The 25,188-nt window shown below is 69.2% G+C and carries 39 protein-coding genes; 38 read left to right on the top strand and 1 reads right to left on the bottom strand.

The genetic code is table 11. The annotated features are described in order from the left end of the window. Nucleotides 1-21: 21 nt before the first annotated feature. The 38 genes from HUW36_RS05875 to truA all read left to right on the top strand — a co-directional run bounded on the left by HUW36_RS05875 (nucleotide 22) and on the right by truA (nucleotide 24,223). Entirely contained in the window at nucleotides 22-444 is a 423-nt protein-coding gene (locus tag HUW36_RS05875) for a hypothetical protein (RefSeq protein ID WP_174527166.1), read from the top strand. Nucleotides 445-946: 502 nt separating this feature from the next. Beyond that, nucleotides 947-1,321: a 30S ribosomal protein S12 gene (gene rpsL, locus HUW36_RS05870; RefSeq protein WP_007465318.1), complete on the top strand. Its 375-nt coding sequence runs from the start codon at nucleotides 947-949 to the stop codon at nucleotides 1,319-1,321. 1 nt (nucleotide 1,322) lies between these two features. Then, nucleotides 1,323-1,793, top strand: coding sequence for a 30S ribosomal protein S7 (gene rpsG / locus HUW36_RS05865; RefSeq protein ID WP_013735957.1), 471 nt, complete (start codon nucleotides 1,323-1,325; stop codon nucleotides 1,791-1,793). A 75-nt stretch (nucleotides 1,794-1,868) separates the two neighbouring features. Next, nucleotides 1,869-3,965: an elongation factor G gene (gene fusA, locus HUW36_RS05860; RefSeq protein ID WP_091570045.1), complete on the top strand. Its 2,097-nt coding sequence runs from the start codon at nucleotides 1,869-1,871 to the stop codon at nucleotides 3,963-3,965. Nucleotides 3,966-4,188: 223 nt separating this feature from the next. Then, nucleotides 4,189-5,382: an elongation factor Tu gene (tuf, locus tag HUW36_RS05855; RefSeq protein ID WP_174527164.1), complete on the top strand. Its 1,194-nt coding sequence runs from the start codon at nucleotides 4,189-4,191 to the stop codon at nucleotides 5,380-5,382. A gap of 354 nt (nucleotides 5,383-5,736) precedes the next feature. Further along, entirely contained in the window at nucleotides 5,737-6,045 is a 309-nt protein-coding gene (gene rpsJ, locus HUW36_RS05850) for a 30S ribosomal protein S10 (protein ID WP_007073037.1), read from the top strand. 11 nt (nucleotides 6,046-6,056) lie between these two features. Then, nucleotides 6,057-6,722, top strand: coding sequence for a 50S ribosomal protein L3 (gene rplC, locus HUW36_RS05845; protein ID WP_174527163.1), 666 nt, complete (start codon nucleotides 6,057-6,059; stop codon nucleotides 6,720-6,722). Further along, complete coding sequence (gene rplD / locus HUW36_RS05840) at nucleotides 6,719-7,384, top strand: 50S ribosomal protein L4 (protein WP_174527162.1); 666 nt, start codon at nucleotides 6,719-6,721, stop codon at nucleotides 7,382-7,384. The genes rplC and rplD overlap by 4 nt, the downstream gene beginning before the upstream one ends. Continuing rightward, nucleotides 7,381-7,683 (top strand): 50S ribosomal protein L23, encoded by a 303-nt coding sequence (rplW, locus tag HUW36_RS05835; protein WP_091317975.1) that lies wholly within the window; start codon nucleotides 7,381-7,383, stop codon nucleotides 7,681-7,683. The genes rplD and rplW overlap by 4 nt, the downstream gene beginning before the upstream one ends. A gap of 12 nt (nucleotides 7,684-7,695) precedes the next feature. Next, nucleotides 7,696-8,535: a 50S ribosomal protein L2 gene (rplB, locus tag HUW36_RS05830; RefSeq protein ID WP_091570064.1), complete on the top strand. Its 840-nt coding sequence runs from the start codon at nucleotides 7,696-7,698 to the stop codon at nucleotides 8,533-8,535. Between the two features lie 12 nt (nucleotides 8,536-8,547). Next, nucleotides 8,548-8,829 (top strand): 30S ribosomal protein S19, encoded by a 282-nt coding sequence (gene rpsS, locus HUW36_RS05825; RefSeq protein WP_007073032.1) that lies wholly within the window; start codon nucleotides 8,548-8,550, stop codon nucleotides 8,827-8,829. Nucleotides 8,830-8,869: 40 nt separating this feature from the next. Further along, on the top strand, nucleotides 8,870-9,319 hold the full coding sequence (gene rplV, locus HUW36_RS05820) for a 50S ribosomal protein L22 (protein WP_174527161.1): 450 nt from the start codon (nucleotides 8,870-8,872) through the stop codon (nucleotides 9,317-9,319). Then, nucleotides 9,319-10,200, top strand: a complete 882-nt coding sequence (rpsC, locus tag HUW36_RS05815) for a 30S ribosomal protein S3 (RefSeq protein ID WP_091570073.1) — start codon at nucleotides 9,319-9,321, stop codon at nucleotides 10,198-10,200. The genes rplV and rpsC overlap by 1 nt, the downstream gene beginning before the upstream one ends. 3 nt (nucleotides 10,201-10,203) lie before the next feature. Continuing rightward, nucleotides 10,204-10,629, top strand: a complete 426-nt coding sequence (gene rplP, locus HUW36_RS05810) for a 50S ribosomal protein L16 (RefSeq protein WP_073834927.1) — start codon at nucleotides 10,204-10,206, stop codon at nucleotides 10,627-10,629. Next, nucleotides 10,629-10,865 carry a 50S ribosomal protein L29 gene (gene rpmC / locus HUW36_RS05805; RefSeq protein ID WP_013288628.1) on the top strand — a complete coding sequence of 79 codons (237 nt, stop codon included), beginning with the start codon at nucleotides 10,629-10,631 and terminating at the stop codon, nucleotides 10,863-10,865. Before rplP ends, rpmC begins: the two co-directional genes overlap by 1 nt. After that, nucleotides 10,862-11,140 carry a 30S ribosomal protein S17 gene (gene rpsQ / locus HUW36_RS05800; RefSeq protein ID WP_098747837.1) on the top strand — a complete coding sequence of 93 codons (279 nt, stop codon included), beginning with the start codon at nucleotides 10,862-10,864 and terminating at the stop codon, nucleotides 11,138-11,140. Before rpmC ends, rpsQ begins: the two co-directional genes overlap by 4 nt. Nucleotides 11,141-11,237: 97 nt before the next feature. Further along, on the top strand, nucleotides 11,238-11,606 hold the full coding sequence (rplN, locus tag HUW36_RS05795; protein WP_007073026.1) for a 50S ribosomal protein L14: 369 nt from the start codon (nucleotides 11,238-11,240) through the stop codon (nucleotides 11,604-11,606). Further along, entirely contained in the window at nucleotides 11,603-11,923 is a 321-nt protein-coding gene (gene rplX / locus HUW36_RS05790; RefSeq protein WP_172836497.1) for a 50S ribosomal protein L24, read from the top strand. The genes rplN and rplX overlap by 4 nt, the downstream gene beginning before the upstream one ends. Further along, nucleotides 11,923-12,492, top strand: coding sequence for a 50S ribosomal protein L5 (rplE, locus tag HUW36_RS05785; RefSeq protein WP_091065804.1), 570 nt, complete (start codon nucleotides 11,923-11,925; stop codon nucleotides 12,490-12,492). Before rplX ends, rplE begins: the two co-directional genes overlap by 1 nt. A 1-nt stretch (nucleotide 12,493) precedes the next feature. Next, nucleotides 12,494-12,679, top strand: coding sequence for a type Z 30S ribosomal protein S14 (locus HUW36_RS05780; RefSeq protein WP_007073023.1), 186 nt, complete (start codon nucleotides 12,494-12,496; stop codon nucleotides 12,677-12,679). Nucleotides 12,680-12,777: 98 nt separating this feature from the next. Beyond that, nucleotides 12,778-13,185 carry a 30S ribosomal protein S8 gene (rpsH, locus tag HUW36_RS05775; RefSeq protein WP_013288624.1) on the top strand — a complete coding sequence of 136 codons (408 nt, stop codon included), beginning with the start codon at nucleotides 12,778-12,780 and terminating at the stop codon, nucleotides 13,183-13,185. 16 nt (nucleotides 13,186-13,201) lie between these two features. Further along, nucleotides 13,202-13,744: a 50S ribosomal protein L6 gene (gene rplF, locus HUW36_RS05770; RefSeq protein ID WP_098747838.1), complete on the top strand. Its 543-nt coding sequence runs from the start codon at nucleotides 13,202-13,204 to the stop codon at nucleotides 13,742-13,744. Then, complete coding sequence (rplR, locus tag HUW36_RS05765; protein ID WP_091570085.1) at nucleotides 13,741-14,130, top strand: 50S ribosomal protein L18; 390 nt, start codon at nucleotides 13,741-13,743, stop codon at nucleotides 14,128-14,130. Before rplF ends, rplR begins: the two co-directional genes overlap by 4 nt. Nucleotides 14,131-14,163: 33 nt before the next feature. Next, nucleotides 14,164-14,778 (top strand): 30S ribosomal protein S5, encoded by a 615-nt coding sequence (rpsE, locus tag HUW36_RS05760; protein ID WP_013288621.1) that lies wholly within the window; start codon nucleotides 14,164-14,166, stop codon nucleotides 14,776-14,778. After that, entirely contained in the window at nucleotides 14,778-14,960 is a 183-nt protein-coding gene (gene rpmD, locus HUW36_RS05755) for a 50S ribosomal protein L30 (RefSeq protein WP_013473693.1), read from the top strand. Before rpsE ends, rpmD begins: the two co-directional genes overlap by 1 nt. After that, nucleotides 14,960-15,403 carry a 50S ribosomal protein L15 gene (gene rplO / locus HUW36_RS05750; protein WP_174527160.1) on the top strand — a complete coding sequence of 148 codons (444 nt, stop codon included), beginning with the start codon at nucleotides 14,960-14,962 and terminating at the stop codon, nucleotides 15,401-15,403. Before rpmD ends, rplO begins: the two co-directional genes overlap by 1 nt. Before the next feature lie 235 nt (nucleotides 15,404-15,638). Continuing rightward, complete coding sequence (gene secY, locus HUW36_RS05745; RefSeq protein ID WP_091570092.1) at nucleotides 15,639-16,964, top strand: preprotein translocase subunit SecY; 1,326 nt, start codon at nucleotides 15,639-15,641, stop codon at nucleotides 16,962-16,964. Then, on the top strand, nucleotides 16,965-17,618 hold the full coding sequence (locus tag HUW36_RS05740) for an adenylate kinase (RefSeq protein WP_091570097.1): 654 nt from the start codon (nucleotides 16,965-16,967) through the stop codon (nucleotides 17,616-17,618). It begins immediately after the preceding gene. A gap of 95 nt (nucleotides 17,619-17,713) precedes the next feature. Continuing rightward, nucleotides 17,714-18,565, top strand: a complete 852-nt coding sequence (gene map, locus HUW36_RS05735; RefSeq protein WP_174527159.1) for a type I methionyl aminopeptidase — start codon at nucleotides 17,714-17,716, stop codon at nucleotides 18,563-18,565. Nucleotides 18,566-18,755: 190 nt separating this feature from the next. After that, nucleotides 18,756-19,259: a DUF1707 SHOCT-like domain-containing protein gene (locus tag HUW36_RS05730; protein ID WP_246247898.1), complete on the top strand. Its 504-nt coding sequence runs from the start codon at nucleotides 18,756-18,758 to the stop codon at nucleotides 19,257-19,259. 259 nt (nucleotides 19,260-19,518) lie between these two features. After that, entirely contained in the window at nucleotides 19,519-19,740 is a 222-nt protein-coding gene (infA, locus tag HUW36_RS05725) for a translation initiation factor IF-1 (protein WP_007073013.1), read from the top strand. 92 nt (nucleotides 19,741-19,832) lie between these two features. Beyond that, nucleotides 19,833-19,946: a 50S ribosomal protein L36 gene (rpmJ, locus tag HUW36_RS05720; protein WP_012184307.1), complete on the top strand. Its 114-nt coding sequence runs from the start codon at nucleotides 19,833-19,835 to the stop codon at nucleotides 19,944-19,946. Between the two features lie 209 nt (nucleotides 19,947-20,155). After that, complete coding sequence (gene rpsM / locus HUW36_RS05715) at nucleotides 20,156-20,536, top strand: 30S ribosomal protein S13 (protein WP_013288614.1); 381 nt, start codon at nucleotides 20,156-20,158, stop codon at nucleotides 20,534-20,536. Between the two features lie 18 nt (nucleotides 20,537-20,554). Then, entirely contained in the window at nucleotides 20,555-20,962 is a 408-nt protein-coding gene (gene rpsK, locus HUW36_RS05710) for a 30S ribosomal protein S11 (protein WP_014440747.1), read from the top strand. Nucleotides 20,963-20,976: 14 nt separating this feature from the next. Next, complete coding sequence (rpsD, locus tag HUW36_RS05705) at nucleotides 20,977-21,603, top strand: 30S ribosomal protein S4 (protein WP_091570104.1); 627 nt, start codon at nucleotides 20,977-20,979, stop codon at nucleotides 21,601-21,603. Nucleotides 21,604-21,698: 95 nt separating this feature from the next. Beyond that, on the top strand, nucleotides 21,699-22,721 hold the full coding sequence (locus HUW36_RS05700; RefSeq protein WP_007073009.1) for a DNA-directed RNA polymerase subunit alpha: 1,023 nt from the start codon (nucleotides 21,699-21,701) through the stop codon (nucleotides 22,719-22,721). 34 nt (nucleotides 22,722-22,755) lie between these two features. Then, nucleotides 22,756-23,316 (top strand): 50S ribosomal protein L17, encoded by a 561-nt coding sequence (rplQ, locus tag HUW36_RS05695; protein WP_174527158.1) that lies wholly within the window; start codon nucleotides 22,756-22,758, stop codon nucleotides 23,314-23,316. 73 nt (nucleotides 23,317-23,389) lie between these two features. Beyond that, nucleotides 23,390-24,223, top strand: a complete 834-nt coding sequence (truA, locus tag HUW36_RS05690; RefSeq protein WP_174527157.1) for a tRNA pseudouridine(38-40) synthase TruA — start codon at nucleotides 23,390-23,392, stop codon at nucleotides 24,221-24,223. A 57-nt stretch (nucleotides 24,224-24,280) separates the two neighbouring features. Here the strand turns inward: truA and HUW36_RS05685 are convergent. Then, nucleotides 24,281-25,188 (bottom strand): hypothetical protein (locus HUW36_RS05685; protein WP_174527156.1); only part of this gene is annotated, 908 nt, incomplete at its 5' end.

Genomic DNA, 25,188 nt, shown 5'->3' with positions numbered 1-25,188 from the left:
TGGGGCCCGGGCGGGCCGGCGCTGCCGCCGCCCCCGCGTGAGGCGCCCCGGCCGCCGAAGCGGGTCGAAGCGGTCCCGGGCACGCCGTTCGGCGTGGTCCATCTCGACGTGCCCCCGGTCACCTCCGGACTGGCGATCGGTTCGCTTGTCACCGGCATCGGCTCGATCCTGGTGTCGCTGCTGGTCTTCTGCTTCGGCGTCGCGGGGCCGGACTACGGCGGCGCCTGGGCCGCCGGCGCGTTCACCCTGCTCGGCGGGCTGGCCGGGGTCGGCGCGATCGTGGCCTGGCTGCTGGCGCGCCGGCAGATCCGGCGTCCGGCCCCGCCGCCGGCGGTCCGGTTCACCGGTGGGGGACTGGCAGTGGCCGGGCTCAGCTGCGGCGCCGCCGGCCTGCTGCTGAGCCTGGTCGGGCTGGCGCTCGCCCTGGTGGTGCAGATCACGTGACGTCGTCGGCGCGTCGTTCGGGGCCGATGACCGGGCGCGGCCGGTATGTCCCGGTCTCCGGAAGCGGGGCGCTGCCGGGGGCGACGGGCCGCGCGCGGGACGAGCCGGTACACTTGTCATCGTAGGTGCCCATCAGGGGCGCACCGGCGACCCGGACGTCGACCGGCGGGGCTGCGACGCGGTTCCCCCGGACCGATCCGTTTTGACCGGCGCGGCTGTGGTAGGTACTCTTTCCCCTTGTGCCCGGGCTCGCCCGGGCAATGCGTGCGTGCGCTGGAACCGGTCAGCCGGTCAATCCACGGTCGCACCGCCACAGACCCAAAGATCCGGTACGCCGCGCGAGCGAGCGCACCGGGACCGTGACTCGGGCGACACGCCCGACCGCGGGTGCTGGGACCTCCGTCAGGTGGCCCTGGTTGCAATGTAGGAGAGCCGTCCATCAGGCCGGCTAGAGCAGACGGCGCGGTCGCCTCGCAGCGGCCGAAGGGAGCGGAGAAACCCGGTGCCCACCATTCAGCAGCTGGTCCGAAAGGGCCGTCAGGCCAAGACGACCAAGACCAAGACCCCGGCGCTCAAGGGGTCTCCCCAGCGGCGCGGCGTGTGCACCCGCGTGTACACCACCACCCCGAAGAAGCCGAACTCGGCGCTGCGCAAGGTCGCTCGTGTCAAGCTCAGCAGCCAGATCGAGGTGACCGCCTACATCCCGGGCGTCGGCCACAACCTGCAGGAGCACTCGATCGTGCTCGTGCGTGGCGGCCGTGTGAAGGACCTCCCCGGCGTGCGGTACAAGATCGTTCGCGGCTCGCTGGACACCCAGGGTGTCCGCAACCGCAAGCAGGCTCGCAGCCGTTACGGCGCGAAGAAGGAGAAGAGCTGACATGCCGCGTAAGGGACCCGCTCCGCGGAAGCCGCTGGTCGCTGACCCGGTGTACAACTCGCCGCTGGTCACCCAGCTGGTGAACAAGATCCTGCTGCGCGGCAAGCGTCAGCTCGCCGAGCGCATCGTGTACGCCGCCCTGGAGGGCTGCCGCGAGAAGTCCGGCACCGACCCCGTCGTCACGCTCAAGCGCGCGATGGACAACGTGAAGCCGACCCTCGAGGTGCGCAGCCGTCGTGTCGGTGGCGCCACCTACCAGGTCCCGGTCGAGGTCCGGCCGGCCCGCGCGACCACTCTCGGTCTGCGCTGGCTGGTGACCTACTCCCGGGCGCGGCGCGAGAAGACCATGGTCGAGCGGCTGATGAACGAGCTGCTGGACGCGAGCAACGGCCTCGGTGCCGCCGTCAAGCGGCGCGAGGACACGCACAAGATGGCCGAGTCCAACAAGGCCTTCGCGCACTACCGCTGGTAACACCTGAGGTTCCGGCGCCCCCGGGCGCCGGAACCGCCACCAGTTGTGTCGAGACGACGATAAGTAGGGATTGAAGTGGCCGCCGCAGACGCGCTCGCCAACGTACGCAACATCGGCATCATGGCGCACATCGATGCCGGTAAGACCACTACCACCGAGCGAATCCTGTTCTACACCGGCATCACGTACAAGATCGGTGAGGTCCACGAGGGCGCCGCCGTCATGGACTGGATGGAGCAGGAGCAGGAGCGCGGTATCACCATCACTTCCGCCGCCACCAAGTGCGAGTGGAAGGGCCACACGATCCAGATCATCGACACGCCCGGCCACGTCGACTTCACGGTCGAGGTGGAGCGGTCGCTGCGTGTTCTGGACGGTGCGGTCGCGGTGTACGACGGCGTGGCCGGTGTGGAGCCGCAGACCGAGAACGTCTGGCGCCAGGCCGACAAGTACCACGTCCCGCGGATGTGCTTCGTCAACAAGCTCGACCGCACCGGCGCGGACTTCTTCCGCTGCGTGCAGATGATGATCGACCGGCTGAACGCCACCCCGCTGGTGCTCCAGATCCCGATCGGCCTGGAGGGCGACCACATCGGTGTCGTCGACCTGGTCGGCATGCGCGCCCTCACCTGGCGCGGGGAGACCCAGAAGGGTGAGGACTACGCCATCGAGGAGATCCCGGCCGAGCTGGCCGACTCCGCGGCGGAGTGGCGCGAGAAGCTGATGGAGACCCTGGCCGACGTCGACGACGCGGTGATGGAGAAGTACCTGGAGGGCGAGGAGATCTCCGTCGAGGAGATCAAGGCCGCCATCCGTCGGGCCACCATCGCCAGCAAGGCCAACCCGGTCCTCTGCGGCTCGGCGTTCAAGAACAAGGGCGTGCAGCCCATGCTCGACGCCGTCATCGACTACCTGCCGTCGCCGCTGGACGTTCCGGCGATCGAGGGTACGGCGACCGACGGCGAGACGCCGATGCAGCGGAAGCCGTCGCCGTCCGAGCCGTTCTCCGGCCTGGCGTTCAAGATCCAGACCGACAAGCACCTCGGCAAGCTCACCTACGTCCGGGTCTACTCCGGCGTGGTCGAGTCCGGGTCCCAGGTGGTCAACTCCACCAAGGACCGCAAGGAGCGCATCGGCAAGATCTACCAGATGCACGCCAACAAGCGGGAGGAGCGCGGCTCCGCCAAGGCCGGCGACATCATCGCGGTCCAGGGTCTGAAGCAGACCACCACCGGTGACACCCTGTGCGACCCGGCGAACCCGGTCATCCTCGAGTCGATGACCTTCCCGGAGCCGGTCATCGAGGTGGCCATCGAGCCGAAGACCAAGGCCGACCAGGAGAAGCTCAGCACCGCCATCCAGCGGCTGGCCGAGGAGGACCCGACCTTCCGCGTCAAGCTGGACGACCAGACCGGTCAGACGGTCATCTCCGGCATGGGCGAGCTCCACCTGGACATCCTGGTGGACCGGATGCGTCGCGAGTTCAACGTCGAGGCGAACATCGGCAAGCCGCAGGTGGCGTACCGTGAGACCATCCGCCGCACGGTGGAGAAGGCCGAGTACACCCACAAGAAGCAGACCGGTGGTTCCGGCCAGTACGCCCGCGTGATCGTGAGCCTCGAGCCGCTGCCCATGGGCAACGACTCGCCGACCTACGAGTTCGCGAACGCCGTTACCGGTGGTCGCATCCCCCGGGAGTTCATCCCGTCGGTGGACGCGGGCGCCCAGGACGCGATGCAGTACGGCATTCTCGCCGGCTTCCCGCTGGTGGGTGTCAAGCTGACGCTGCTGGACGGGCAGTACCACGAGGTCGACTCGTCCGAGATGGCGTTCAAGATCGCCGGTTCGATGGTGATGAAGGAGGCGGCCCGCAAGGCCGACCCCGCACTGCTCGAGCCGATGATGGCTGTTGAGGTCACCACTCCTGAGGAGAACATGGGTGACGTCATCGGCGACCTCAACTCCCGTCGCGGCATCATCCAGGCGATGGAGGAGCGCAGCGGCGCTCGCGTCGTCCGGGCTCTGGTGCCGCTGTCGGAGATGTTCGGCTACGTCGGCGACCTGCGGTCGAAGACCCAGGGCCGGGCTAGCTACAGCATGCAGTTCGACTCCTACGCCGAGGTTCCGCAGAGCGTGGCGAAGGAGATCATCGCCAAGGCGACGGGTGAGTGACACTCACCTGACGTCGACCCGGTGATCCGGGGCTGGTCGCGGGAGGGTTCTCCCGCCCGCGGCCACCTCGGTCGGGTTGTGTGATTCCGGGCCTGTAGGCTTCATCGCCGCAGAACCCACAAAGGCTCTCCGGCCGTCAGGCCGGAAAGGCTGTCGACAGAGTCCTAAGCGCCGACCGGCGCACCGGGGCGAACGAACCAAGAAAGTCCACAGGAGGACACCAGTGGCGAAGGCGAAGTTCGAGCGGACTAAGCCGCACGTCAACATCGGCACCATTGGTCACATCGACCACGGTAAGACGACGCTGACGGCGGCCATCACCAAGGTCCTGCACGACCAGTTCCCGGACCTGAACCCGTACACGCCGTTCGACGAGATCGACAAGGCGCCGGAGGAGAAGGCCCGCGGCATCACGATCTCCATCGCGCACGTCGAGTACCAGACCGAGGCGCGTCACTACGCGCACGTCGACTGCCCCGGTCACGCCGACTACATCAAGAACATGATCACCGGTGCCGCCCAGATGGACGGCGCGATCCTGGTGGTGGCGGCGACCGACGGCCCGATGCCGCAGACCCGCGAGCACGTGCTGCTGGCCCGTCAGGTCGGCGTGCCGTACATCGTCGTGGCGCTCAACAAGAGCGACATGGTCGACGACGAGGAGCTCCTGGAGCTCGTCGAGCTCGAGGTCCGCGAGCTGCTCTCCTCGCAGGAGTACCCGGGTGACGACCTGCCGGTCGTCCGGGTCTCGGCGCTGAAGGCCCTCGAGGGCGACCCGGAGTGGACCGGGAAGCTCATGGACCTGATGAACGCCGTGGACACCGCGATCCCGCAGCCGGAGCGCGAGACCGAGAAGCCGTTCCTCATGCCCATCGAGGACGTCTTCACGATCACCGGCCGTGGCACCGTGGTGACCGGTCGCGCCGAGCGCGGCATCCTCAAGCCGAACGAGGAGGTGGAGATCGTCGGCATCCGCGAGAAGTCGATGAAGACCACCTGCACCGGCATCGAGATGTTCCGCAAGCTGCTCGACGAGGCCCGCGCGGGCGAGAACGTCGGCCTGCTGCTGCGCGGCATCAAGCGCGAGGACGTCGAGCGCGGCATGGTCGTCATCAAGCCGGGCACCACGACCCCGCACACGGAGTTCGAGGCGACGGTCTACATCCTCTCCAAGGAGGAGGGTGGCCGCCACACCCCGTTCTTCCAGAACTACCGTCCGCAGTTCTACTTCCGGACCACGGACGTCACCGGCGTCGTCACGCTGCCCGAGGGCACCGAGATGGTCATGCCGGGCGACAACACCTCGATGACGGTGAAGCTGATCCAGCCCATCGCCATGGAGGAGAACCTGAAGTTCGCGATTCGCGAGGGTGGTCGTACGGTCGGCGCGGGTCGCGTCACCAAGATCATCAAGTGAGCTGGGTAACCCCGATTAGCGTCGCCGCCGGTCGTGCGGCATACTAGTCAGGTTGCGTAACGACGGTCGGTCGCCCGCGTCCGGTTGACGCTGGACCTCCGGGAGTCAGACTGTCTCGCGTTGGGTGGTTGACCGCCATCGGCGGTCAACCACCCTCGCGCGGCGTCCAGGTCGTGGTATTGCGATCGGCGCCATGACCCACCGCGTGGTCAGAGAATCGCTCCGGAGTCCCGGGGCGGAGCCTGGCCCACGGGCGCGACACGCCCGACCGCGGGGGTCGGCGGAAGTGGGCCTGTACCAGCCGGTACAGGCGCCCGCAACACAGCGGCATCGAGAGAAGGAACAGAAGCCACCATGGCGGGACAGAAGATCCGCATCCGGCTCAAGGCCTATGACCACGAGGTCGTCGACTCCTCGGCTCGGAAGATCGTCGAGACGGTGACGCGTACCGGGGCGCAGGTCGCTGGCCCGGTGCCGCTGCCCACGGAGATCAACCGTTTCTGCGTCATCCGCTCGCCGCACAAGTACAAGGACTCGCGCGAGCACTTCGAGATGCGCACGCACAAGCGTCTGATCGACATCATCGACCCGACCCCGAAGACGGTCGACTCGCTCATGCGCCTCGACCTGCCGGCTGGCGTCGACATCGAGATCAAGCTGTAGGGATCGATCAAATGGACAGGCAAGTCAAGGGGATCCTGGGCGCCAAGCTCGGCATGACCCAGGTCTGGGACAACAACAAGGTCGTCCCCGTGACCGTGGTGCAGGCCGGCCCGTGCGTCGTGAGCCAGGTTCGTAGCGCCGACAAGGACGGTTACTCCGCGGTCCAGCTGGCGTACGGGGCCATCGACCCGCGCAAGGTCAAGAAGCCGATCGCCGGGCACTACGCCAAGGCGGACGTCGCGCCGCGCCGGCACATCGTCGAGCTGCGCACCTCGGACGCCGCGGACTACTCCGCCGGCCAGGAGGTCACGGTCGAGGAGTTCCCGGCCGGCGCCGTGATCGACGTGACCGGCAAGACCAAGGGCAAGGGCTACGCCGGCCCGATGAAGCGGCACGGCTTCCACGGTCTGCGCGCCAGCCACGGTGTCGAGCGCAAGCACCGCTCGCCCGGCTCCATCGGCGCCTGCGCGACCCCGGGTCGCGTCTTCAAGGGCACGCGGATGGCGGGCCGGATGGGTGGCGTGCGCTACACCGTCCAGAACCTGACCGTCCAGGCGGTCGACACCGAGAACAACCTCCTGCTCGTCCGTGGCGCCATTCCCGGCCCCAAGGGCGCGCTGGTCCTGGTCCGCACCGCGGCCAAGGCGAAGGTGAAGAAGGGCGGTGCGGCCAAGTGACCACCGTTGACGTCCTCAACGTCGAAGGCGGCAAGAGCGGCTCCGTCGAGCTGCCGGCCGACATCTTCGACGCGCAGGCGAACATCGCGCTGATGCACCAGGTCGTGGTGGCTCAGCTCGCGGCGGCCCGACAGGGCACGCACAAGACCAAGACCCGCGGCGAGGTCTCCGGTGGAGGCAAGAAGCCGTACAAGCAGAAGGGCACCGGTCGTGCCCGCCAGGGTTCGACCCGCGCGCCGCAGTTCGCCGGCGGTGGCGTGGTCCACGGCCCGGTGCCGCGCGACTACAGCCAGCGCACCCCGAAGAAGATGAAGGCCGCCGCCCTGCGTGGCGCCCTCTCGGACCGGGCCCGCGCCGGCCAGGTGCACGTCGTCGAGGCGTTCGTCTCGGGCGAGAAGCCGTCGACCAAGGCGGCCCTGGCCACGCTGACGAAGCTGACCTCGGCCCGTCGGGTCCTCGTCGTGCTGAGCAGCACCGACGAGTTGAACTGGGTGTCGCTGCGGAACCTGCGCAACGCGCGGGACAGCCGGGTGCACCTGATCGAGGCCGGCCAGCTCAACACGTACGACGTGCTGGTGGCCGACGACGTGGTCTTCACCAAGGAGGCCCTGGACGAGTTCCTGGGCGTTCCCGCCGAGACCACCGAGGAGGGTGGCAAGTGAGCACGATCGCCGATCCGCGCGACATCATCGTCGCTCCGGTCGTCTCGGAGAAGAGCTACAGCGAGCTGAACCGCAACTGGTACACCTTCCTGGTGCACCCGGACGCGAACAAGACCGAGATCAAGATCGCTATCCAGCAGATCTTCAACGTCCGCGTCCTGACGGTCAACACGCTCAACCGTGAGGGCAAGCGCAAGCGCACCAAGACCGGCTTCGGTCAGCGCAAGTCCACCAAGCGGGCGATCGTGAAGCTGGCTGACGGAGACCGTATCGAGGCCTTCGGCGGCCCGGTCAGCTGAGGGGTGTAGACAATGGCTATCCGTAAGTACAAGCCGACGACGCCGGGCCGGCGTGGCTCGAGCGTTGCCGACTTCGCCGAGATCACCCGGTCGACGCCCGAGAAGTCGCTGCTGGCTCCGCTGCCGAAGAAGGGCGGACGCAACGCCCACGGCCGGATCACCACGCGGCACCACGGCGGCGGCCACAAGCGCCAGTACCGCCTGATCGACTTCAAGCGGGTCGACAAGGACGGCGTGCCGGCGAAGGTCGCGCACATCGAGTACGACCCGAACCGCACCGCGCGCATCGCGCTGCTGCACTACGCCGACGGCGAGAAGCGCTACATCCTCGCGCCGAAGGACCTGAAGCAGGGCGACGCCGTGGAGTCGGGCCCGGGCGCCGACATCAAGCCGGGCAACAACCTGCCGCTGCGCAACATCCCGGTCGGTACCACCATCCACAACGTGGAGCTGCGTCCGGGCGGCGGCGCCAAGCTGGCCCGCTCGGCCGGCGTCGGCATCCAGCTGCTCGGCCGGGAGGGCGCGTACGCGACCCTGCGTATGCCGTCCGGCGAGATCCGGCGGGTGGACGTGCGCTGCCGCGCCAGCATCGGCGAGATCGGCAACGCCGACCAGTCGAACATCAACTGGGGCAAGGCCGGCCGCATGCGGTGGAAGGGCAAGCGCCCGACCGTCCGTGGTGTCGCGATGAACCCCGTCGACCACCCGCACGGTGGTGGTGAGGGTAAGACCTCCGGTGGTCGCCACCCGGTCAACCCGCAGGGTAAGCCCGAGGGCCGCACCCGTCGTAAGGGCCAGCCGAGCGACCGGCTGATCGTCCGCCGCCGCTACGCCACGCGTAAGCGCGGCTGAGGGAGATAAGACATGCCTCGCAGCCTGAAGAAGGGCCCGTTCGTCGACGACCACCTGCTCAAGAAGGTGGAGACGCAGAACGACAAGGGCTCGAAGAACGTCATCAAGACCTGGTCGCGGCGCTCGACGATCATCCCGGAGATGCTGGGTCACACGATCGCCGTGCACGACGGACGCAAGCACGTCCCGGTCTTCGTGACCGAGGCCATGGTCGGGCACAAGCTCGGCGAGTTCGCGCTGACCCGCACGTTCAAGGGTCACGAGAAGGACGACCGGAAGAGCCGCCGGCGCTGACGCCGCGGGCATACGGATAGAGGAACAAGGGGTTACAGCGATGCCAGGAAAGGGCGACGCTCCGGTGCTTCCGGGCGCGCGGGCGGTTGCGCGGCACGTGCGCATCTCGCCGATGAAGGCGCGCCGGGTGGTCAACCTCGTCCGCGGCCTGCCCGCGAAGGAGGCGCTCACGGTGCTGCAGTTCGCGCCGCAGGCTGCGAGCGAGCAGGTGTACAAGGTGCTCGCGAGCGCGATCGCCAACGCGGAGAACAACGAGCGGCTGGACCCCGACGCGCTGCTCGTCAGCGAGGCGTTCGTCGACGAGGGCCCGACGATGAAGCGGTTCCGGCCGCGGGCGCAGGGCCGGGCGTACCGGATCCGCAAGCGGACCTGCCACATCACCGTGGCGGTCGAGGCGGTGGCGCCGGCCGCGCCGAAGAAGTCGGCGAAGAAGGCCGCTGCGGCCAAGCCGGCCGCTGAGGGGCAGAGCACGACGGAGGGTGCCGAGTAATGGGTCAGAAGGTTCACCCCACTGGGTTCCGGCTCGGCATCTCGACCGACTGGAAGTCCCGCTGGTTCGCGGACAAGCTCTACAAGGACTACATCGGCGAGGACGTCAAGATCCGCCGGATGATGTCCAAGGGCCTCGAGCGTGCCGGCATCTCCAAGGTCGACATCGAGCGCACCCGCGACCGGGTCCGCGTCGACATCCACACCGCCCGGCCGGGCATCGTCATCGGCCGTAAGGGTGCGGAGGCCGACCGGATCCGCGGCGAGCTGGAGAAGCTCACCGGCAAGCAGGTCCAGCTGAACATCATCGAGGTGAAGAGCCCCGAGTCGGACGCGCAGCTGGTCGCCCAGGGCGTCGCCGAGCAGCTGTCCAGCCGGGTCAGCTTCCGTCGGGCCATGCGCAAGGCGATGCAGTCCGCGATGAAGAACCCGGTCTGCAAGGGCATCCGGGTCCAGGTCTCGGGCCGTCTCGGCGGCGCCGAGATGAGCCGGACCGAGTTCTACCGCGAGGGCCGGGTCCCGCTGCACACGCTGCGGGCCAACATCGAGTACGGCTTCTTCGAGGCCCGTACCACCTTCGGCCGGATCGGCGTGAAGGTCTGGATCTACAAGGGCGACGCCGTCCCGGGCCGCGAGGCCCCGGCCGAGGCCGCCCCGTCGCGCGGCCCGCGCCGTGACCGTGGCGACCGGCCGGACCGGCCGCGCCGTGGTCGGTCGGGCTCGTCGGGTACGACCGCCGGTGGCACCGAGGCCGGGCGCGCTGCCGCGACCACCATCGCGCAGCAGGCGGAGACGCCGGCCGGTGAGCCGGTCGACAGCAGCGCTGTCGCCGCCGCCGCCTCGGCTCCGAACCAGCCGGCAGAACAGCAGCAGGAGGGCTGACAGATGCTGATGCCGCGCAAGCCCCCGAAGGGCTTCCGCAAGCCGCACCACCCGGACCGCCACGGCGCGTCCAAGGGTGGTAACCGGGTGGTGTTCGGCGAGTTCGGGATCCAGGCTCTCGAGCCGGCGTACGTGACGAACCGCCAGATCGAGTCGGCGCGTATCGCGATGACCCGCCACATCAAGCGTGGTGGCAAGGTCTGGATCACGATCTTCCCGGACCAGGCCCTCACCAAGAAGCCGGCCGAGACCCGGATGGGTTCCGGTAAGGGTTCGCCCGAGTGGTGGGTCGCCAACGTCAAGCCGGGGCGGGTTCTCTTCGAGATGTCCTTCCCCAACGAGCAGATCGCGCGAGAGGCGATGCGTCGCGCGATCCACAAGCTCCCGATGAAGTGCCGCATTGTTACGCGCGAAGTGGGTGAATCCTGATGGCAGCGGGCGTCAAGCCTTCCGAGCTGCGTGAGCTCTCCGAGGAGGAGCTGGTCACGAAGCTGCGTGAGGCCAAGGCGGAGCTGTTCAACCTCCGCGTGCAGGCCGCAACCGGGCAGCTGGACAACAACCGGCGGCTGCAGGTCATCCGTCGGGAGATCGCCCGGATCTACACGATCATGCGTGAGCGTGAGCTGGGTCTCTCGGCCGCGCCGACTGAGGTGACTGCATCATGAGTGAGAACACCACCACCGCCGCCGCGCGGTCCCGCCGCAAGGTGCGCGAGGGCCTCGTGGTCAGCGACAAGATGGACAAGACCGTCGTGGTCGAGGTCGAGGACCGGGTCAAGCACGCCCTGTACGGCAAGATCATGCGCCGTACGAGCAAGCTGAAGGTGCACGACGAGCAGAACTCGGCCGGCATCGGCGACCGGGTCCTGATCATGGAGACCCGGCCGCTCTCCGCCACCAAGCGGTGGCGGCTCGTGGAGATCCTCGAGAAGGCCAAGTAGCGAAGGCTCGAGCTCGGCCGGTATCGGTCGGGCGCAGGTTCCGCCAGGCTCCGGCCGCCCCCGGCGGCCGGAGAACCGGCAGACATAGGAGATAGACGTGATTCAGCAGGAGTCGCGACTGCGCGTCGCCGACAACACGGGTGCCCGGGAGATCCTGTGCATCCGGGTTCTCGGTGGCTCCGGTCGGCGCTACGCGAGCATCGGCGACGTCATCGTGGCCACGGTCAAGGACGCGATCCCCGGTGCCGGTGTGAAGAAGGGCGACGTCGTCAAGGCCGTCGTCGTTCGGACCGCCAAGGAGAAGCGGCGGCCGGACGGGTCGTACATCCGCTTCGACGAGAACGCCGCCGTCATCATCAAGGACGGTGGGGACCCGCGCGGTACCCGTATCTTCGGCCCGGTGGGCCGCGAGCTGCGGGACAAGCGGTTCATGAAGATCATCTCTCTCGCGCCGGAGGTGTTGTGACCGTGAAGGTCAAGAAGGGCGACACGGTCGTCGTCATCGCCGGCAAGGACAAGGGTGCCAAGGGCAAGGTCATCGCGGCCTACCCGCGGCAGGACAAGGTCCTGGTCGAGGGCGTGAACCGGGTCAAGAAGCACACCCGCATCAGCACCACCCAGCGTGGCGCCAAGACCGGTGGCATCGTCACCCAGGAGGCCCCGATCCACGTCTCGAACGTGATGGTCCTGGACTCCGACGGCAAGCCGACCCGCATCGGCTACCGGATCGACGACAACGGCCAGAAGGTCCGCATCGCGCGTAGCACCGGTAAGGACCTGTGATGACCACGGCTACCGAAACCAAGACCCTGCCGCGCCTCAAGGAGCGGTACCGCAACGAGGTCGTGGCGAAGCTGCAGGAGCAGTACGCCTACGGCAACCCCATGCAGGTGCCCGGCCTGGTCAAGATCGTCGTCAACATGGGTGTCGGCGAGGCCGCTCGGGACGCCAAGCTGATCGACGGCGCGGTCCGCGACCTCGCCACGATCACCGGTCAGAAGCCGCTGGTCCGGCGGGCGACCAAGTCCATCGCGCAGTTCAAGCTCCGCGAGGGCATGCCGATCGGCGCGAAGGTCACCCTCCGCGGCGACCGGATGTGGGAGTTCCTGGACCGGCTGCTGTCGATCGCGCTGCCGCGTATCCGTGACTTCCGCGGTCTGGACGGGCGCAAGCTCGACGGGCACGGCAACTACACGTTCGGTCTGACCGAGCAGTCGGTGTTCCACGAGATCGACCAGGACAAGATCGATCGCCAGCGGGGCATGGACATCACGGTGGTCACGACCGCCACGACCGACGACGAGGGCCGGGCGCTGCTCAAGCTCCTGGGCTTCCCGTTCAAGGAGAACTGAGATGGCCAAGAAGGCGCTGATCCTCAAGGCGGCCGCGAAGCCGAAGTTCTCGGTTCGCGCGTACACCCGCTGCCAGCGGTGCGGGCGTCCGAAGGCGGTCTACCGCAAGTTCGGTCTCTGCCGGGTGTGCATCCGGGAGATGGCCCACCGCGGTGAGCTGCCCGGCGTGTCCAAGGCTTCCTGGTAATAGCCCGGCGCGCTCCGGCGCGTCAGCTGAACTGTCTCTTCGCCGTAGGCCCCGGGCCTGGCCCGGGGAACCCCGGCGAGAAAGGTTGACGAGTTTTCATGACGATGACCGACCCGATCGCAGACATGCTCACGCGTCTGCGTAACGCCAACCAGGCGTACCACGACCGGGTGACGATGCCCTACTCGAAGATCAAGGCGAACATCGCCGAGGTCCTCAAGGCCGAGGGTTACATCGCCACCTGGTCGGTCGAGGAGCCCGAGGAGGGCGCCGTCGGCAAGCGACTGGTCGTCGAGCTGAAGTACGGCCAGAACCGCGAGCGGAGCCTGGCCGGCATCAAGCGCGTGTCCAAGCCCGGTCTCCGGGTGTACGCCAAGTCGGACGGGCTCCCGCGGGTGCTCGGCGGGCTGGGCGTGGCGATCATTTCGACGTCCCAGGGGCTGCTCACCGACCGGCAGGCCCGCAAGCGGAGCGTTGGCGGGGAAGTCCTCGCCTTCGTCTGGTAACGGGAGACAGGTAGAAATGTCGCGTATTGGACGTAAGTCGATCCCGGTGCCATCCGGCGTCGACATCACGATCGACGGCCAGACCGTCAAGGTCAAGGGCCCCAAGGGCGAGCTGAGCCACGTACTGGCCGAGCCGATCACGGCGGAGCGGGGCGAGGACGGCGCGCTGCACGTCAACCGGCCCAACGACGAGCGCAAGGCCAAGGAGCTGCACGGCCTGAGCCGTACGCTGGTGGCCAACATGATCGTCGGCGTGACCGAGGGCTACCGCAAGAGCCTGGAGATCGCCGGCACCGGTTACCGCGTGACCGCCAAGGGCAAGGACCTGGAGTTCGCGCTCGGGTTCTCGCACCCGGTGCTCGTGCCGGCGCCGGACGGCATCACCTTCACGGTGGAGCGGCCGACCCTGTTCCACGTGGCCGGCATCGACAAGCAGCAGGTCGGCGAGGTCGCCGCCAACATCCGGAAGATCCGCCCGCCGGAGCCCTACAAGGGCAAGGGCGTGAAGTACCAGGGCGAGGTCATCCGCCGCAAGGCTGGAAAGGCAGGTAAGAAGTGAGCGCCACGCTGCTCAAGCGCCGCCGCGGCGTCGCCGCCAAGCGTGCCGTCGGGCGTGCGCGTCGGCACTTCCGGGTCCGCAAGAACGTCAACGGCACCGCCGAGCGTCCCCGCCTGGTCGTCACCCGCTCCCTGCGGCACATGGTCGCCCAGGTCGTCGACGACACCAAGGGTCACACCCTGGCGTCGGCCTCGACCATGGACGCCTCGCTGCGCGGCGCCGAGGGCGACAAGAGCGCCCTGGCCGGCAAGGTCGGCGCCCTGCTCGCCGAGCGTGCCAAGGCCGCCGGCGTCTCGAAGGTCGTCTTCGACCGCGGTGGCAACCGGTACGCGGGGCGGGTCGCCGCGCTTGCCGACGCCGCCCGCGAAGCCGGGCTCGAGTTCTAGAAACCCCGTCACGAGAGAGAAGGAAGGCTGCTGATGCCAGGTCAACAGCGCCGTGGCGGCGGGTCCGGTGGCAACGAGGGTGGTCGCCGCGACAACCGCCGTGAGGGCGGCCGCGGAAACGCGCCCGTCGAGAAGACCCCGCACCTCGAGCGGGTCGTCGCGATCAACCGCGTCGCCAAGGTCGTGAAGGGTGGTCGTCGCTTCAGCTTCACCGCCCTGGTGATCGTGGGCGACGGCGACGGCACCGTCGGTGTGGGCTACGGAAAGGCCAAGGAGGTGCCCGCGGCGATCGCCAAGGGTGTCGAGGAGGCCAAGAAGCACTTCTTCAAGGTGCCGCGGATCGGTCAGTCGATCCCGCACCCGGTGACGGGTGAGGACGCGGCCGGTGTGGTGCTGCTCAAGCCGGCCTCGGCCGGTACGGGTGTCATCGCCGGCGGTCCGGTGCGCGCCGTGCTGGAGTGCGCGGGCATCCACGACGTGCTCTCCAAGAGCCTCGGCTCGTCCAACCCGATCAACATCGTGCACGCCACCGTGGCGGCCCTGAAGGGGCTCGAGTCCCCCGAGCAGGTCGCGGCGCGTCGTGGTCTGCCGGTCGAGGACGTCGCGCCGGCCGCCATGCTGGCGTCGCGGGCGGGGGTGGCGTCCTGATGGCACGCCTGAAGGTCACCCAGGTCCGGTCCGAGATCGGGACCAAGAAGAACCAGCGTGACTCGCTGCGTTCTCTCGGTCTCAAGCGGATCAACGACGTGGTGGTCAAGGAGGACCGGCCGGAGATCCGCGGCATGATCTTCACGGTCAACCACCTCGTGAAGGTCGAGGAGGTCGAGTAATGACGATCAAGGTGCACCACCTGCGTCCGGCTCCCGGGGCCAAGACCGACAAGACCCGTGTGGGTCGCGGTGAGGGCTCGAAGGGCAAGACCGCCGGCCGCGGTACCAAGGGTTCGAAGGCCCGGAAGAACATCTCGGCGGCGTTCGAGGGTGGGCAGATGCCCATCCACATGCGCCTGCCGAAGATGAAGGGCTTCAAGAACAAGTTCAAGGTCGTGTTCCAGGTGGTCAACCTGGACCGGCTCGCCGAGCTCTTCCCGAACGGCGGCCAGGTCGGCCCCGTCGAGCTGGCCGAGGCCGGTGCGGTCCGCAAGGGCCACCCGGTCAAGGTGCTCGGCACCGGCGACCTCGGCGGTGTCTCCCTCCAGGTGTCGGCGCACGCGTTCAGCGCGTCGGCCAAGGAGAAGATCACCGCGGCCGGTGGCTCGGTCACCGAGCTGTAAGGCATGTTCGTGGCGCCCGCTCAGTTGTTCGCAACTGGGCGGGCGCCATGGTCTACCGGCGACGTGTGCGCCGGGTAACATCGGATTCGTTTTATGTAGCCGGGCGCATCTGCCCGGACCGGGATCGGGCTGTTAGAGTCCGTTCCCAGCCATGGATACCGGGCGCTCCGCCCGGCACCCACCCCGCCCCGCCAGGGATCGTCACCGGCGGCCCGCGTCGCGCAGGAGGAAGAAGTTGCTGTCCGCCTTTCTCAGTGCGTTCCGTACGCCTGACCTGCGCAAGAAGCTGCTGTTCACAGTAGGCATCATCGCGGTCTACCGGCTGGGCGCCACGCTGCCCAGCCCGGGCGTCTCGTACGGCAACGTGCAGAAGTGCCTCGACACCATCCAGGGCAGCACCGGCGTGCTCAACCTGCTGGATCTCTTCTCCGGCGGCGCGCTGCTCCAACTCTCGGTCTTCGCGCTGGGCATCATGCCCTACATCACCGCGTCGATCATCCTGCAGCTGCTGACGGTGGTGATCCCGCGGCTGGAGCAGCTCCGCAAGGAGGGCCAGGCCGGCCAGGCGAAGATCACCCAGTACACCCGCTACCTGACCCTGGGCCTGGGCATCCTCCAGTCCTCGGCGTTCGTGGCGCTGGCCCGCTCCGGGCAGCTGTTCAACAACCAGTGCGACCAGTTCCCGATCGTGCCCAAGGGCACCGGCATCCCGGACTGGCTGACGCTGACCATCCTGGTCATGACGATGACCGCCGGCACCGGCGTGGTGATGTGGCTCGGCGAGCTGATCACCGACCGCGGCGTCGGCAACGGCATGTCCGTGCTGATCTTCACCTCGATCGCGGCCCGCCTCCCCAGCGAGGGCTGGAAGATCAAGACCACCAAGGGCTGGGGGATGTTCCTCCTCGTCATCGCCCTGGTGCTCCTGGTCATCACCGCGGTCACGTTCATCGAGCAGGCGCAGCGCCGGATCCCGGTGCAGTACGCCAAGCGCATGATCGGCCGGCGGATGTACGGCGGCACGTCCACCTACATCCCGCTCAAGGTGAACCAGGCCGGCGTCATCCCGGTCATCTTCGCCTCGTCGCTGCTCTACCTGCCGCAGCTCGCGCTCCAGTTCTTCGATCCGAACGACCCGGGCAAGGTCCAGGCGTGGATCCAGAACCACATCGTCAAGGCGAGCGCGCCGGAGCACATCGCGATCTACTTCCTGCTGATCATCTTCTTCACCTACTTCTACGTGTCCATCACGTTCAACCCGACTGAGGTCGCGGACAACATGAAGAAGTACGGCGGCTTCGTGCCGGGCATCCGCCCCGGCAAGCCGACCGCCGAGTACCTCGACTTCATCCTCAGCCGGATCACCCTGCCGGGTGCGCTCTACCTGGGCATCATCGCGATCCTGCCGAACTTCTTCTTCATCTGGCTGGACAACCAGCAGTTCCAGAACTTCCCGTTCGGCGGCACCGCTGTGCTCATCATGGTCGGCGTCGGTCTGGAGACCGTGAAGCAGATCGAGAGCCAACTCATGCAGCGGAACTACGAAGGGTTCCTGCGGTAGATGCGACTCGTTCTGGTTGGCCCGCCGGGCGCGGGCAAGGGCACACAGGCGGAGTTCATCGCCGCCCACCTCTCGGTGCCGAAGATCTCGACCGGTGACATCTTCCGGGCCAACGTCACCCAGGGCACGCCCCTGGGTGTCGAGGCCAAGCGGTACATGGACGCCGGCAAGCTGGTCCCGGACGACGTCACCATCAACATGGTGCGCGACCGGCTCGCCGAGCCGGACGCCGGCGAGGGCTTCCTGCTCGACGGGTTCCCGCGCACCACGCCGCAGGCCGCCGAGCTGGACAAGCTCCTCGCCGACCTGGGGTCCGCGCTGGACCTGGTGCTGGAGCTGGTCGTCGACGACGACGAGGTGATCCGGCGGCTGTCCGGCCGGCGCACCTGCCGCGGCTGCGGCAAGATCTGGCACGTCGAGTTCGACGCGACCACCCGCGAGGGCATCTGCGACCGCTGCGGTGCGGAGCTGTTCCAGCGGGACGACGACAAGCCGGAGACCATCGCGGCCCGGCTGCGGGAGTACGCCGAGAAGACCGCGCCGCTGGTGGACTACTACGGCGCCCAGGGCAAGCTGGTCGGCATCGACGCCACCGGGCCGGTGGAGGACGTCACCGTCCGCGCCATCGACGCGCTGCGCTCCTACGGCGGCTGACGGCCCACCGCCGTCCGGCGGATAGAGTACGAACGGCGGGGTACGCGCGACGTGCCCCGCTGTTCCGCGTACGCGCGACGAAAGGTAAGACCGCCATGCGCCGTCCCCAGCTGGACATCCAGCTGAAGACCCCCGAGCAGATCGAGCTGATGCGGGCCGCCGGTCTGGTGGTCGCCCGCGCCCTGCGCCGGATGCGTGAGGCGGTCGCCCCCGGCGTGACGACGGCCGACCTCGACGCGATCGCCGAGTCGACCATCCGGGAGGCGGGGGCGGTCCCGTCGTTCAAGGGCTACCACGGGTTCCCGGCGTCGATCTGCTCCTCGGTCAACGAGCAGGTGGTGCACGCCATCCCCTCGGCTCAGCAGGTGCTGCGCGAGGGCGACCTGATCTCGATCGACTGCGGCGCGGTGCTCGACGGCTGGCACGGCGACGCGGCCGTCACCGTGGCGGTGGGTGAGGTCGACCCGGCGCTGCTGCGGATGGCCGAGGTGGCCGAGGACGCGATGTGGGCCGGCATCGCCGCCGCGGCGCGCGGTGCGGCCTCCGGCAAGGGCCGGCTCACCGACATCTCGTACGCGGTGGAGAGCGCGGTCCGCAAGGGCGGCCGGTACGGGATCGTCGACGGCTACGGCGGCCACGGCATCGGCACCGAGATGCACCAGGACCCGCACGTGCTCAACCACGGGCGCCCCGGCAAGGGCCCGCGCCTGGTGCCCGGCCTGGCGCTCGCCATCGAGCCGATGATCACGATGGGCTCTCCGCGCACGGTCGAGCTGGCCGACGGGTGGACCGTGGTGACGCGTGACCGCTCGATGGCGGTGCACGTCGAGCACTCGATGGCGCTGCTGGACGACGGAGTCTGGGTGCTGACCGCCGAGGACGGCGGCCGGGCCCGCCTGGGCGACCTGGTCACCGCCCGCCAGCCCGCGGACTCCCCGGCCCGCTGACCCGTCGGCGGCTCGGCTGGGCGGCCCGGCGGTTCTCCGACTAGCGGGTAGTCACTTCACCGATATACCGCCTGGTCATGATCATGACCAGGCGGTATGTCGGCGCGGCGATGCCTCTCTGCCAGCCCGGTCACGCTCCGTGGCGGGCGTCGGTTCCGTCCGGTGGCGACGCGGTGGCATCCTTGCCGTCATGGACGGGCAGCGACAGATGCGGGCGGCCGACCGGGACCGGGAGGCCACGGCGGAGCGGCTCCGGGTGGCGCTGGAGGAGGGGCGGCTCGGCCTGCACGAGTACGACGAGCGGCTGGCCCGCGCCTACGGCGCCCGCACCTACGCCGACCTCGACGAGGTGGTGGCCGACCTGCCGGGGCCGGCGCCGGCGGAGCGGTCCGCCGTGGTGCCCGCCACGCCGGCTCCGCCGCCCGCACCGGAGGCGGGCGCGCCCGCCCCGACCGGGGTCGAGGTGCCGGCCGGCTCGGACGCCCGTTCACGGCTGCTCCACCTCTGGATGCCCTGGCTGCGGGTGGCCGCGGTGCTGCTGCCGATCTGGCTGATCAGTGTGATCACCACCGGCCACGTGGCCGGCGTCTGGCCGCTCTGGGTGCTGGGGCCGTGGGGCGGCCTGGTGCTGATGCAGTCGGTCGGGCTGATCGGCGTGGACCACGGCCGGAAGCGCCACGACCGCCGCCGCTGACCCGCCCGAGCTGTGCCGCTGGTCACAGATGCGCCGGAAATCCTCCGTCAGGGGGACCGGGCGGCCGGCCGGTTTGGCGACGGTGCGCGTGCGGGCGTACACTTTCAGATCGGCGCACAGCGTCCACTCCGCCATGCCCACCCCGCGCTTCGGTGGGAGTCGGAGCCGCGGCTGGCGCGGGTTACCTGATCTTGGTCAGTTCACCCGTGTAAGACGTTGTGGGCCGTCCGGAGTAACCGACGTCAGGACAGCGGAGTACATGCCGAAAAAAGACGGAGCCATCGAGATCGAGGGTCGGGTCATCGAGCCCCTGCCGAACGCCATGTTCCGGGTGGAGCTCGCGAACGGCCACAAGGTGCTGGCTCACATCAGCGGCAAGATGCGGCAGCACTACATCCGCATCCTGCCGGAGGACCGGGTCGTCGTCGAACTGTCGCCGTACGACCTGACCCGCGGGCGCATCGTCTACCGCTACAAGTAAGCCTGACGGCGGCCGGGACGTCCCCGTGTCCGTCTTCGACGTCCGGGTCGCGCTGCGTCGCGTCTCCGGGCCAGATGGGAAGTAAGGCAACCGTGAAGGTCAAGCCGAGCGTCAAGAGGATCTGCAACAAGTGCCGGGTGATCCGCCGGCACGGCCGGGTCATGGTCATCTGCACCGACCCGCGCCACAAGCAGCGCCAGGGCTGACGCCCCACACATCACCAGCTCGTCCCAGCCGCGGACGGTGCGCAACGCGTACCTCTCGTGGTTGACCCCCGGTCGGAGGCCGGGGCCCGCTCGGGCAGCGACCGATCCCGGTCGCCGGCGTGCGAACGCCGGAAGGACAGGGACGGTCGGGCAGCGGGGTGGGACGGGTCCACACCTCCGCCACAACATCACGAGGAGTACGCCCGCACATGGCACGTCTAGTCGGCGTGGATCTCCCCCGCGAGAAGCGGATGGAGATCGCGCTCACCTACATCTTCGGGGTCGGTCGCACCCGCGCCCTGGAGACGCTCGCCGCGACCGGCATCTCGCCGGACAAGCGCGTTCGCGACCTCACGGACGAGGAGCTCGTCGAGCTCCGGAACCACATCGAGGGCAACTACAAGGTTGAAGGCGACCTGCGCCGCGAGGTCGCCGCTGACATCCGCCGCAAGGTCGAGATCGGCTGCTACGCCGGTATCCGGCACCGTCGCGGTCTGCCCGTGCGTGGCCAGCGCACCAAGACCAACGCGCGGACCCGGAAGGGCCCGAAGCGGACCGTGGCCGGCAAGAAGAAGCCCGGCAAGAAGTAACTAGGAGCGCACAGACTTATGCCACCGAAGGCTCGTGCCGGAGCCGCCGTCAAGAAGGTCCGGCGCAAGGAACGCAAGAACGTCGCCCACGGGCAGGCGCACATCAAGAGCACCTTCAACAACACCATCGTGTCCATCACGGACCCGACCGGTGCGGTCATCTCCTGGGCCTCGTCCGGCCAGGTGGGCTTCAAGGGCTCCCGCAAGTCGACCCCGTTCGCCGCGCAGCTGGCCGCCGAGGCCGCCGCGCGTCGGGCCATGGAGCACGGCATGCGCAAGGTCGACGTGTTCGTCAAGGGCCCCGGCTCCGGCCGGGAGACCGCCATCCGTTCGCTGCAGGCCGCTGGGCTGGAGGTCGGGCAGATCTCCGACGTCACCCCGCAGCCGCACAACGGGTGCCGTCCGCCGAAGCGTCGCCGGGTCTGAGAGGTTAGAGAGAGATGGCTCGTTACACCGGTGCTGACTGCCGCCGTTGCCGGCGGGAGAAGATGAAGCTGTTCCTCAAGGGCAGCAAGTGCGATGGTCCGAAGTGCCCGTTCGAGTCCCGGCCGTTCCCGCCCGGGCAGCACGGCCGCGGTCGGACCAAGGAGACGGAGTACCTGCTCCAGCTCCGTGAGAAGCAGAAGGCCCGTCGGGTCTACGGCGTGCTCGAGAAGCAGTTCCGCGGCTACTACGAAGAGGCCGTGGGCAAGAAGGCGAAGACCGGTGAGGTCCTCCTTCAGATCCTCGAGTCGCGGCTGGACAACGTGGTCTACCGGGCCGGCTACGCCAAGTCCCGGGACATGGCCCGCCAGCTGGTCAAGCACGGCCACTTCATGGTGAACGGCAAGAAGGTCGACATCCCGTCGTACCGCGTCAAGGAGCACGACATCATCGAGGTCCGGGGCAAGAGCAAGGAGCTCACCCCGTTCATCGTCGCGCAGGCCGAGGCCGGCTCCAAGACCGTTCCGGCGTGGCTCGAGGCCATCCCCAGCCAGATGAAGGTCCTCGTGCACTCGCTCCCGGCCCGCCAGGTGATCGACACCCAGGTCCAGGAGCAGCTGATCGTCGAGCTCTACTCCAAGTAAGGGCTCGTTGCGGTGGCCCGCCCTCCGGGGCGGGCCACCGGAACAGTTGTGTCGTGGGCGTCAAATAGCGGGCGCCCCGGAAGAGAAGAGAAAAGATGCTCATCAGCCAGCGACCGTCTCTCTCCGAAGAGTCGATCAACGAGACCCGCTCCCGGTTCACCATCGAGCCGCTGGAGCCCGGCTTCGGCTACACGCTCGGCAACTCGCTGCGGCGCACGCTGCTGTCGTCCATCCCGGGCGCGGCGGTCACCTCGATCAAGATCGACGGTGTGCTGCACGAGTTCACCACGATCCCCGGGGTCAAGGAGGACGTGGTCGAGCTCGTCATGAACATCAAGGAGCTGTGCGTCAGCTCCGAGCACGACGAGCCGGTCAGCATGTACCTGCGCAAGCAGGGCCCGGGCGACGTGACCGCCGGTGACATCCAGCCCCCGGCCGGTGTCTCGGTGCACAACCCGGACCTGAAGCTCGCCACCCTCAACGGCAAGGGCCGGCTCGACATGGAGCTGACCGTCGAGCGGGGTCGCGGCTACGTCACGGCGGCGCAGAACAAGCAGGCGGGCGCCGAGATCGGCCGGATCCCGGTCGACTCGATCTACTCGCCGGTGCTCAAGGTGACGTACCGCGTCGAGGCGACCCGGGTCGAGCAGCGGACCGACTTCGACCGGCTGATCATCGACGTCGAGACCAAGCCGTCGATGGGCCCGCGTACCGCGCTGGCCTCCGCCGGCTCGACGCTGGTGGAGCTGTTCGGGCTCGCCCGCGAGCTGGACGAGACCGCCGAGGGCATCGACATCGGGCCGTCCCCGCAGGACGCCCAGCTGGCGGCGGACCTGGCTCTGCCGATCGAGGAGCTGGACCTGACCGTCCGCTCCTACAACTGCCTCAAGCGCGAGGGCATCAACTCCGTTGGTGAGCTGATCGGGCGTACCGAGGCCGACCTTCTCGACATCCGCAACTTCGGTCAGAAGTCGATCGACGAGGTCAAGATGAAGCTCGCCGGGATGGGCCTGGGGCTGAAGGACTCGGCTCCGAACTTCGACCCGGCGCACGTCGTGGACGCCTTCGGCGAGGCCGACTACGACACCGACGACTACCGCGAGACCGAGCAGCTCTAGTCCGCGCTGCCGCCACACCTGAGGAGCACCAAGCATGCCCACGCCCACCAAGGGCCCCCGCCTCGGCGGCAGCCCCGCGCACGAGCGGCTGATGCTGGCCAACCTGGCCACCGCGCTGTTCCAGCACGGCAAGATCCAGACCACCGAGACGAAGGCCCGGCGGCTGCGTCCGCTGGCCGAGCAGCTCATCACCAAGGCCAAGCGCGGCGACCTCGCCTCGCGCCGGCGGGTGCTGGGCGTCGTCAAGGACAAGGACGTGGTCTACTCCCTGTTCGACCAGATCGCGCCCCGGTACGCCAACCGCAACGGTGGCTACACCCGGATCGTGAAGACCGGCCCGCGCAAGGGTGACGCCGCTCCGATGGCGATCATCGAGCTGGTGGAGGAGCTTCAGGTCGCCGAGCCGAAGGCGAACAAGAAGACCGCCGCCCGCAAGGCCGCCCAGCAGGACAAGGTCGAGGCCCTGGCCCCGGCCGAGGAGGCCCCGCGCTCCAGCGCCGGTGACCAGGACGCCGAGGCCCCGGTCTCCGCGTCGGGCGACACCGCCGCCGCCCGTGAGGACAGCGACGAGGCCACCGAGAACGACAAGGCCTGATCGCAGGCAGCACCGTCGGGCCCGGCACCCCCTCGCGGGGTGCCGGGCCCGACGCCGTCGACGGAGGTACGAGGTGAACGAGCGGACCCGGCTGCGGCTGGACGTCTCGTACGACGGCACGGACTTCTCCGGCTGGGCGCCCCAGCCCACCCGGCGCACCGTGGCCGGGGTGCTCATGGACGCCCTGGACCTGGTCCTCGGTGCGGGCACGGCGACCGGCCTGACCGTGGCCGGACGCACCGACGCCGGGGTGCACGCCACCGGCCAGGTCTGCCACCTGGACCTGCCGACCGAGGTGTGGCACGAGCACGACGGGCGGCTGCTGCGCCGGTTGGCCCGCCTCCTGCCGCCGGACGCCCGGGTCCGCGCGATGACCGAGGTGCCGGCCGACTTCGACGCCCGGTTCTCGGCCACCTTCCGGCGCTACGAGTACCGGGTCACCGACGCGCCGTGGGGCGCCGAGCCGCTGCGCCGCCGGGCCACCCTGGCCTGGCCCAAGCCGCTGGACCTGGCGGCCCTGAACGCCGCCGCCGCCGGGCTGGTGGGCGAGCACGACTTCGCCGCGTACTGCCGGCGCAAGGAGAACGCCACCACGCTGCGCGAGGTGACCCGGCTGGACTGGCGGCGCGACCCGGACGGGATCCTGGTCGCCACCGTCCAGGCCGACGCGTTCTGCCAGAACATGGTGCGCAGCCTGGTCGGTGCCATGCTGGTCGCCGGGGACGGCCGGCGGCCGGTCGAGTGGCCGGCCGGCCTGCTGAGCCGCCGGGAGCGGTCCAGCGAGGTGACCGTGGCGCCGGCGCACGGCCTGGCCCTGGTCGAGGTCGGCTACCCGGCCGACCCCGCCGAGTACGCCCGCCGCGCCGACCTCACCCGCCGGCTGCGGGTGCCCGTCGCCGAGGGCTGAGCGGACCGGCAACGGCCCGCCACCCCCGGTGGGGTGACGGGCCGTGGTGTGCCGCGTTCAGTCGTCCGAGCCGCGTTGGCCGGCGCTGTCCTCGGTCGGGCCGTCGGTGGGCTGGCCGGCCGTCCCGCCGGCGGCGCGGCGGTCCAGGACGCCCCGGTTCAGGTGCAGCTCGATCAGGTCGTACATGATCTCGCGCGCGGTCGCGTCGTCCGTCGGGATGCGCTCACCGTCGGCGCGGGTCACCAGACAGTAGGCGACGTAGTGACCGCGTACCTGCCAGCCGACCCGGGCGGCGGCCTTCTCCACCGCCTCGGTGTCGTCGCCCGCCTTCATGCCGCGGAAGCGGCCCTGCCGGTCGTCCAGCAGCGGCCGGATCCGGTCGCGTACCCGCTGCGCGCTGGCCACGTCGGTCAGGTTGAACAGGCCGGCGGTGAGCAGGTGGTCGCCGTCGGGGGAGCGGAGCGTGCCCCGTACCACCTGGTTGCAGCCGAGCCGGACGAGCAGGTCGGCGATCTCGCCGGTGGCGGCGGACGCGCAGTCGGCGCTCGCCTGGGTCTTGAGCACCCGGTAGGCCCCCTTGCCGTCGGTGACCGTCAGGCTCTTGGCCGGGAAGACCTCCTTGGCGGTGAGCGCCGCCTGGTCGGTGTCCCGGGAGTCCAGGTCGGACCCGCTGGGCGCGACGCTCTCCGCGACCGTCGGCTGCGGGGTCGGCTGGCCGGCCGGCGGGGTCGTGGCGCGCTCGTCGAGCAGCGCCGCGACGGCCAGACCGGTGAGCGAGAGCAGCAGCAGCACGGCGGCGCCGCCGATCAGCGTCTGCCAGACCCGGCCCCCACGCCGGCGGTCGGTGTGCCGGGTCCGTTGCGGGTCCAACACGTCGCCGGTACGCGCGTTCGGGCTGGCCGGGACCGGCACGGTCGTGCGGGCGGTGGCGGCCGGCACGGGCTGCGGGACCGGTGGCGCCGGCT

Origin of the sequence: Micromonospora maritima (genome assembly GCF_902825405.1) — a bacterium.
In the GTDB taxonomy this organism is placed as follows: Bacteria; Actinomycetota; Actinomycetes; order Mycobacteriales; family Micromonosporaceae; genus Micromonospora; species Micromonospora maritima.
Note: the sequence above shows the minus strand (reverse complement) of the source record. Positions and strands in the feature narration are given on the sequence as shown.

Coding starts and splice junctions, on each gene's coding strand:
- rpsG (WP_013735957.1), top strand. CDS start 1,323: ATGCCGCGTAAGGGACCCGCTCCGCGGAAGCCGCTGGTCGCTGACCCG.
- rpsJ (WP_007073037.1), top strand. CDS start 5,737: ATGGCGGGACAGAAGATCCGCATCCGGCTCAAGGCCTATGACCACGAG.
- rplC (WP_174527163.1), top strand. CDS start 6,057: ATGGACAGGCAAGTCAAGGGGATCCTGGGCGCCAAGCTCGGCATGACC.
- rplB (WP_091570064.1), top strand. CDS start 7,696: ATGGCTATCCGTAAGTACAAGCCGACGACGCCGGGCCGGCGTGGCTCG.
- rpsS (WP_007073032.1), top strand. CDS start 8,548: ATGCCTCGCAGCCTGAAGAAGGGCCCGTTCGTCGACGACCACCTGCTC.
- rplV (WP_174527161.1), top strand. CDS start 8,870: ATGCCAGGAAAGGGCGACGCTCCGGTGCTTCCGGGCGCGCGGGCGGTT.
- rpsC (WP_091570073.1), top strand. CDS start 9,319: ATGGGTCAGAAGGTTCACCCCACTGGGTTCCGGCTCGGCATCTCGACC.
- rplP (WP_073834927.1), top strand. CDS start 10,204: ATGCTGATGCCGCGCAAGCCCCCGAAGGGCTTCCGCAAGCCGCACCAC.
- rpmC (WP_013288628.1), top strand. CDS start 10,629: ATGGCAGCGGGCGTCAAGCCTTCCGAGCTGCGTGAGCTCTCCGAGGAG.
- rpsQ (WP_098747837.1), top strand. CDS start 10,862: ATGAGTGAGAACACCACCACCGCCGCCGCGCGGTCCCGCCGCAAGGTG.
- rplE (WP_091065804.1), top strand. CDS start 11,923: ATGACCACGGCTACCGAAACCAAGACCCTGCCGCGCCTCAAGGAGCGG.
- HUW36_RS05780 (WP_007073023.1), top strand. CDS start 12,494: ATGGCCAAGAAGGCGCTGATCCTCAAGGCGGCCGCGAAGCCGAAGTTC.
- rpsH (WP_013288624.1), top strand. CDS start 12,778: ATGACGATGACCGACCCGATCGCAGACATGCTCACGCGTCTGCGTAAC.
- rplF (WP_098747838.1), top strand. CDS start 13,202: ATGTCGCGTATTGGACGTAAGTCGATCCCGGTGCCATCCGGCGTCGAC.
- rpsE (WP_013288621.1), top strand. CDS start 14,164: ATGCCAGGTCAACAGCGCCGTGGCGGCGGGTCCGGTGGCAACGAGGGT.
- rpmD (WP_013473693.1), top strand. CDS start 14,778: ATGGCACGCCTGAAGGTCACCCAGGTCCGGTCCGAGATCGGGACCAAG.
- rplO (WP_174527160.1), top strand. CDS start 14,960: ATGACGATCAAGGTGCACCACCTGCGTCCGGCTCCCGGGGCCAAGACC.
- HUW36_RS05740 (WP_091570097.1), top strand. CDS start 16,965: ATGCGACTCGTTCTGGTTGGCCCGCCGGGCGCGGGCAAGGGCACACAG.
- map (WP_174527159.1), top strand. CDS start 17,714: ATGCGCCGTCCCCAGCTGGACATCCAGCTGAAGACCCCCGAGCAGATC.
- HUW36_RS05730 (WP_246247898.1), top strand. CDS start 18,756: ATGGACGGGCAGCGACAGATGCGGGCGGCCGACCGGGACCGGGAGGCC.
- infA (WP_007073013.1), top strand. CDS start 19,519: ATGCCGAAAAAAGACGGAGCCATCGAGATCGAGGGTCGGGTCATCGAG.
- rpsM (WP_013288614.1), top strand. CDS start 20,156: ATGGCACGTCTAGTCGGCGTGGATCTCCCCCGCGAGAAGCGGATGGAG.
- rpsK (WP_014440747.1), top strand. CDS start 20,555: ATGCCACCGAAGGCTCGTGCCGGAGCCGCCGTCAAGAAGGTCCGGCGC.
- rpsD (WP_091570104.1), top strand. CDS start 20,977: ATGGCTCGTTACACCGGTGCTGACTGCCGCCGTTGCCGGCGGGAGAAG.
- HUW36_RS05700 (WP_007073009.1), top strand. CDS start 21,699: ATGCTCATCAGCCAGCGACCGTCTCTCTCCGAAGAGTCGATCAACGAG.
- rplQ (WP_174527158.1), top strand. CDS start 22,756: ATGCCCACGCCCACCAAGGGCCCCCGCCTCGGCGGCAGCCCCGCGCAC.